This is a genomic window from Micromonospora sp. NPDC005367 (assembly GCF_040606825.1).
Lineage (GTDB): Bacteria > Actinomycetota > Actinomycetes > Mycobacteriales > Micromonosporaceae > Micromonospora.
The window spans coordinates 1-6,045 of the sequence record NZ_JBEXFP010000094.1 but is presented as its reverse complement, the minus strand read 5'-3'; the positions used below and the strand labels follow the sequence as shown (position 1 = coordinate 6,045).

Here is a 6,045-nt window from a genome sequence, read left to right as displayed (position 1 = left end):
CAGCAGACCGGCCGCCACGGTTACCCGCGAACTCGCCCGGCACCCTGCCGACCGTTCACCCTACCCGGCCGGTTCCGCCTCACCAAATCCGCCTCACGGCGAACCCGGGGCACCGCCCAGATGTTGAATCGGCGAGGCGGAGCCTCACCAACCCGAAGGTCTCTGCCATGCTCCGGCCTCCAGGACTTTCGCCTGTTTCGTCCGTTCCGCGCTGGCAGAGAGAAAGTTACGCGTCCCGCGGACCGATCGTCAAATCCGCGAGACGCGTCGCGCGTCACACCGTCGACAAACGACTATCGCCGCAGCTCAACACCGGCGAAGGAGCGCTTGCCCCGGCGCAGCACCAGGTACCGACCGTGCAGGAGGTCCTCCGCCGACACAGTGGCGTCCACCTCCGTCACCCGGTTGTTGTTGACGTACGCGCCGCCCTCGGCGATCACCCGACGCGCTTCCTTCATGCTCGGTACCAGCCCCGACTCCTTGAACAGCCCGGCGACGTCCGGCAGCTCGTCGAGGTGGACCAGCCCAGCCTCGGTGAGCGCGGCGCGCAGGGTCTCCGGAGAGAGCTCATCGAGCGCACCCCGACCGAAGAGCGCCTGACTGGCCGCCACCGCCTGGGCCATCTCCCGCTCCCCGTGCACCAGCGTGGTGAGCTCCTCGGCGAGTGCCCGCTGAGCCAGCCGGGCCTGTGGGCGCTCGGCGGTCGCCTTCTCCAGCTCCTCCAGCTCCTCCCGCGAGCGGAAGCTGAAGTAGCGCAGGTAGCGGGTGACGTCGCGGTCGTCCGCATTGAGCCAGAACTGGTAGAACGCGTACGGGCTGGTCATCTCCGGGTCGAGCCAGACCGCGCCGGTCTCGCTCTTACCGAACTTGGTGCCGTCGGACTTGGTGACGAGGGGCGTGGTGAAGGCCTCCACCGGCCCGGCGCCGCGGCGTCGGATGTAGTCCACGCCGGCGGTGATGTTGCCCCACTGGTCGGAGCCGCCGTACTGGAGTTGGCAGCCGTGCCGGCGGTGCAGCTCGAAGAAGTCGTTCGCCTGGAGCAGTTGGTAGCTGAACTCGGTGAAGCTGATGCCGGTCTCCAGCCGAGCCTTGACCACCTCGCGGGCCAGCATCTTGTTCACCGGGAAGTGCTTGCCGACGTCCCGGAGGAACTCCACCACGGACATCTCGCCGGTCCAGTCCAGGTTGTTGACCAACCGGGCCGCGTTCTCCCCCTCGTAGGAGACGAAGGGCGCCAGCTGGTCACGAATGCGCTGAACCCAGCCAGCGATCACCTCCGGCGGATTCAGGTTGCGCTCGGCGCTCTCCTTCGGGTCGCCGATCTGGCCGGTGGCGCCGCCCACCAGCAGCAGCGGCCGGTGCCCGGCCAGTTGGAGCCGACGGCCCATCACGACCTGCATCAGGTTGCCGACGTGCAGGCTGGGCGCCGTCGGGTCGAAGCCCACATAGAAGGTGGTGCTCCCGCCGTCGAGCAGCTCACGCAGCTCGTCGAGGCCGGTCGAGTCCTGGATCAGGCCCCGCCACAGCAGGTCGTCGGTCAGGGAGTCCCGCCCGTGCGGGAGGTTGCTGTCGGTCACGGTCACCAATTCTCCCCCATCTCCGGCCCCGACCCGTACCGGGTTTGGCGAGGCTCGCGGAGACTAGGCTGACCATCCCACCAAGGTGAGGAGGAGTCGCCGTGGAGATGCCGGATCCGACCGGGGGCTTCGTCGCCCTGCTCGGCCTGAAGTTCGACGAGGTCAGCGGCGACCGGGTGGTGATCCGCTGGCAGGTCCGCCCGGAGCTGCACCAGCCGTTCGGCATCCAGCACGGCGGGGTCCACTGCTCGGTCGTGGAGACCGCGGCGAGCGTTGGCGCCTCTGTCTGGCTGGGCGACCGCGGCACCGTGGTCGGGGTTTCGAACCAGACCGACTTCCTGCGCGCGGTACGCGACGGCGAGCTGACCGCGGTCGGCACTCCGATCCATCGGGGCCGTAGCCAGCAGCTGTGGCAGGTGGAGATCACCGACGGCGATGCACGCCTCGTCGCGCGCGGCCAGGTCCGGTTGCAGAATCTCGCCCCCGCCGCCTGACGTCCGGGTCAGTCGCGTGCCCCGTCGAGGAGCGGCCGCGGGTCGGGCAGGTCCGCGGCGGGATCGGGACGGCGGCGCAGCCGTACCTCCGTGATGGCCCGATGGTCGATGCGTGCCACCTCCAGTCGCCAGGCGTCGACCGTGACGTCCTCACCCGTGGCCGTGGGGATGTGCCCGAGACGGGCGAGGACCAGCCCGGCGATCGTGGTGTAGTCGCCGGCCGGCCGGCCCGGCAGCTCGACGCCGACGGCGGGCAGGTCGTGCACCGGGAAGGTGCCGGGCAGGCGCAGCGCGCCGTCCGGATCGGTGCGCACCGCGCCCGCGTACGTCCCGATCGGTCTCGTCGTAGATCTCCCCGACGATCTCCTCCAGGATGTCCTCGAGGGTGACGATGCCGTCGACCGCGCCGCGTTCGTCCACCACCAGCGCGATGTGCTGGCGTTCGGCCTTGAACTGGTGCAGCGCGTCAACCACGGGCAGCGAGTCGGGCAGCAGCATCGGCGGGCGTACGCACTCGTCGACCGGCCGGTCCACCGGCACACCGACGAGGTCCCGCAGGTGGATCACGCCCACCGCGTCGTCCAGCCCGCCGTGGCGGACCACCGGCGCACGGGAGTGGCCGCTGGCGGCCAGCACCAGCCGGGCCGCCTCCGCGGTCGTCCCGCTGTCCAGCGAGAAGACCTGTAACCGGGGCACCAGCACGGCCCGTAACCGCCGGTCGGCGATCTCGACGGCGCCGGCGATGATGGTCTGCTGCTCCTTCGTGAAGCCGTGGTTGCCGGAGACGATGTCCCGCAGCTCGTCGGGGCTGATCTCGTCGCGCTGCGGGCGCGGGTCGAGCCCGACCAGGCGTACGACGAGGTCGCTGATGGCGCCGAGCGTCCAGACGGCCGGGCGGGTGACGCCGGCGAGCAGGTCCAGGGGGCGGGCCACCAGCAGCGCCCACCGCTCGGCGGACTGCATGGCGATCCTCTTCGGGGCCAACTCGCCGAAGACCAGGGTGACGAAGGTCAGCGCGAGGGTCACCACCACGATGGTGACCGGCTCGGCCGCTGCGCCGAGCGGTCCGAGCAGCGGGATCAGCGGGCGCGCGAGCGAGACCGCCGCGGCGGCCGAGGCGAGGAAGCCGGCGAGCGTGATCCCGATCTGGATCGTGGCCAGGAAGCGGTTCGGGTCGGTGGCCAGCCGGGCCAGCACCCGCCCGGCGCGGCTGGTGCGTTCCAGCCGCTGGATCTGGCTGTCCCGTAGCGAGACCAGGGCCATCTCACTGCCGGCGAAGGCGGCGTTCAGCACGACAAGGACCCCGACCAAGGCCAGTTGGCCCCAGTAGCTCTGCACGCCCGGCTCTCCCTCGCGCGACCGCGCCGGACTCGACCGGCGCCACCGTCCGGCGGCTCCGGTCGGCGTACGCGCATCTGTGCCCAGCGGGCGGGGCCGTGAATCCTCGCCGGGTGGGTACGGATCCGGGCGGCCGGCGGCTCAGGAGCCGACCGGCAGGTCGAGCACGTACGCGTCGCCGGTGCGGCGGAAGCCGAGCCGGTGGTAGTACGGGGCGACCATGCCGGGCGGGCTGACCACCCGGCGGAACCCTCGGTCGGTGAAGAGGCGGCTCTGCCGGTACACGAACTCTCCCGGGGTGAAGTCGCGGAACCGCTGGGTGACGTAGTCCAGGTCGATCTGGGCGACGTCGTGCGCCTCGGCGTGTGCCAGCACCACACCGACCACCTCGTCGGCGCGGACCACCAGGAACGCGGACCGTTCCCCCGTACCGCCGGGCCGGTCGTCGTCGGCCGGCCAGCGGAAGCCGGGGTTGAACTTCGCGATGTCCCCGGCGTGCACCCGCAGGGTGTGGGCCAGGAACTGGTCGTGGACGCCGACCTCGACGACCTGGTAGGTCGCCTCGTCGTGCCGGGTGGCGAGCATCCGGCGCAGGTACCAGATGTTGATCACGGCGAGTACGACGTTGAGCCCGACCATGGGCCACACCCGGATGGCGGCGTTGTAACCGATCAGGATCAGACAACCGATCAGGTTCAACGCACGCAGGCGCAGGACGCGCGTCTGCAGCAGGGACCAGACCAGCACCACGGAGCCGACCCAGCCGACGAGTTCCAGCCAGTTCACCCCGCGAGGGTAGTAGCCCGGCGGGTGCGGGTGCTCGGCGGGCGCGCCGCTGTCAGGCGGTCAGTTCCAGCACGTACTCCTCGACGTCGTCGCCACGGCCGGCGGCGTAGGCGTGGTCCTCGCCGCGGATGACGAACCCGCACTTGCGCAGCACCGCGAGGGAGCCCAGGTTGTCCTTGGCGGCCCGGGCGTGCACCGGTCGCTGCGTCAGCTCGCGCAGCAGGCCACCGAGCGCGCGGGTGGCGTAGCCCTGGCCCCAGTGCCGCCGGTCGATCCAGTAGCTGACCTCCGTCTGCTCCCCGACGGGGAAGGCGAGCACGTGACCGACCACCTGCCCGTCGACGGTGACCGTCCGCGAGACGATCTCGGAATCGGTGCGTACCCGGCGCCAGTGGTTGGCGAAGGCTCGCCGGTCGGCGGGGTCGTCGGCCGTGAAGGCCGCCATCCGGATCGCCTCGGGATCCAGCTGGTGGCGGTAGAACTCCGGCAGGTCGTCGTCGCGCACCGGACGCAGGCGCAGCTCAGCGGTCACGCGAAGAGGATAGGCCCGGGGCCGGGAACCCGGGGCGTGGGTGCCGTGGGCGTGCCGGCGGCGGCCGTGCCCGGCCGGGGACGGGGTGTTCCCCTCGTTCGAGGCGGCGAGCGCCTCCGGCGACGGAATGTTGGACGGGGGTCACACGGAACCGACGCCGGGGCCGCGGTGCCCGGGTACGGCGGTACCTTCGGGCGGTCGCGCAGCAGCACGGCGACCAGACGCGTAATGCGTGAGGACAGCGGGCCGAGCCGGGTGATCCGGGACCTATGGCCCGCGATCCGGGACGAGCTGCCCTGACCGACCGTCGGCCGGCGAGGAATGCTCGGACCGGACGAAGGAGGTAGTCATGACCATCAACACCGGAGCCCCCGTCGTGGTGGGTGTGGACGGTTCCGACGCTGCCCTGGACGCGGTCCGGGTGGCGGCGCGGGAGGCCGAGCACCGGCACCGTCCGCTGCGGGTCGTCCACGCGTTCAGCTGGCCGCTCACCGTTGCCGATCTCGGCCCCGCGCCGTTCGCCGCCGAGACCGCCGGGTTGCGCGATGAGGCGGAGAAGTTCGTCGCCCAGGCCGTTGCCGAGGCCGGCAAGGTGACCCCGGACCTGCCGGTCACCGGCGCCGTGGTCGACGGGGTGGCGACCCGGGTTTTGCTCGACGAGTCCCGCGACGCCGCGCTCGTGGTGCTCGGGCACCGCGGCCTGGGCGGCTTCGCCGGTCTGCTGATCGGGTCGGTAACCGTCCAGGTGTCCGCCCGGGCGCAGTGCCCGGTGCTCGTCGTCCAGGGTGAGCCCCGCGCCGACGGTCCGGTCGTGGTGGGTGTGGACGGGTCCGAACTGTCCACCGAGGCGGTCGGCTTCGCGTTCGAGGAGGCGGCCCGCCGGGGCACCTCGCTGGTCGCGGTGCACGCCTGGCTGGACCCGGTCGTGCTGTTCCCCGGGGAGGTCGCCACGTTGACGGTCGACCTCGCGGCGTACGCGGACGACGAGCGGCGGGTGCTCGCCGAGTCCGTGGCCGGTCACGGCGAGCGCTACCCGGAAGTGTCGGTGCGGCACGAGCTGGTCCACGGTTCCCCCGCCCAGGCGCTCGTCGAGCAGTCCCGCGACGCCCAGCTGGTGGTCGTCGGTGCGCACGGTCGCGGCTCGCTCGGTGGCCTGCTGCTCGGCTCGGTCAGCCACGCGGTCCTGCACCACACGCACTCGCCGGTGGCGATCGTGCGGCACGTGCGTACCGACGAGGGGTCCTGACGCGGGCAGGTAGCGCCGACCGTTGCTGACTGCGGCCGTGCCGACCGGCGGTCGGCACGGCCGCACGGAGGC

General features: G+C 71.8%; 5 protein-coding genes and 1 pseudogene. 2 read left to right on the top strand and 4 right to left on the bottom strand.

Annotated features, from left to right (window positions below; translation table 11 throughout):
• Window positions 1–293: 293 nt before the first annotated feature.
• A complete protein-coding gene (gene tyrS / locus ABZS42_RS31750) occupies window positions 294–1,577 on the bottom strand; it encodes a tyrosine--tRNA ligase (protein ID WP_355151630.1) in 1,284 nt (427 codons plus the stop codon).
• Between the two features lie 107 nt (window positions 1,578–1,684).
• On the opposite strand from tyrS, the gene ABZS42_RS31745 reads away from it, so the two are divergent.
• Window positions 1,685–2,071, top strand: a complete 387-nt coding sequence (locus tag ABZS42_RS31745) for a PaaI family thioesterase (protein WP_355151628.1) — start codon at window positions 1,685–1,687, stop codon at window positions 2,069–2,071.
• A gap of 8 nt (window positions 2,072–2,079) precedes the next feature.
• Here ABZS42_RS31745 and ABZS42_RS31740 read toward each other — a convergent pair.
• The 3 genes and pseudogenes from ABZS42_RS31740 to ABZS42_RS31730 all read right to left on the bottom strand — a co-directional run bounded on the left by ABZS42_RS31740 (window position 2,080) and on the right by ABZS42_RS31730 (window position 4,727).
• Window positions 2,080–3,409 (bottom strand): annotated as a pseudogene (locus tag ABZS42_RS31740) (hemolysin family protein).
• A 141-nt stretch (window positions 3,410–3,550) separates the two neighbouring features.
• Window positions 3,551–4,195 (bottom strand): hypothetical protein, encoded by a 645-nt coding sequence (locus ABZS42_RS31735; RefSeq protein ID WP_355151626.1) that lies wholly within the window; start codon window positions 4,193–4,195, stop codon window positions 3,551–3,553.
• A gap of 52 nt (window positions 4,196–4,247) precedes the next feature.
• Window positions 4,248–4,727 (bottom strand): GNAT family N-acetyltransferase, encoded by a 480-nt coding sequence (locus tag ABZS42_RS31730; RefSeq protein WP_355151624.1) that lies wholly within the window; start codon window positions 4,725–4,727, stop codon window positions 4,248–4,250.
• Between the two features lie 349 nt (window positions 4,728–5,076).
• On the opposite strand from ABZS42_RS31730, the gene ABZS42_RS31725 reads away from it, so the two are divergent.
• On the top strand, window positions 5,077–5,973 hold the full coding sequence (locus ABZS42_RS31725) for a universal stress protein (RefSeq protein ID WP_355151622.1): 897 nt from the start codon (window positions 5,077–5,079) through the stop codon (window positions 5,971–5,973).
• Window positions 5,974–6,045 lie beyond the last annotated feature (72 nt).

Bases quoted from the DNA above. Each gene is read 5' to 3' on its own strand.
- ABZS42_RS31745 (WP_355151628.1), top strand. From the start codon at position 1,685: ATGCCGGATCCGACCGGGGGCTTCGTCGCCCTGCTCGGCCTGAAGTTC.
- ABZS42_RS31725 (WP_355151622.1), top strand. From the start codon at position 5,077: ATGACCATCAACACCGGAGCCCCCGTCGTGGTGGGTGTGGACGGTTCC.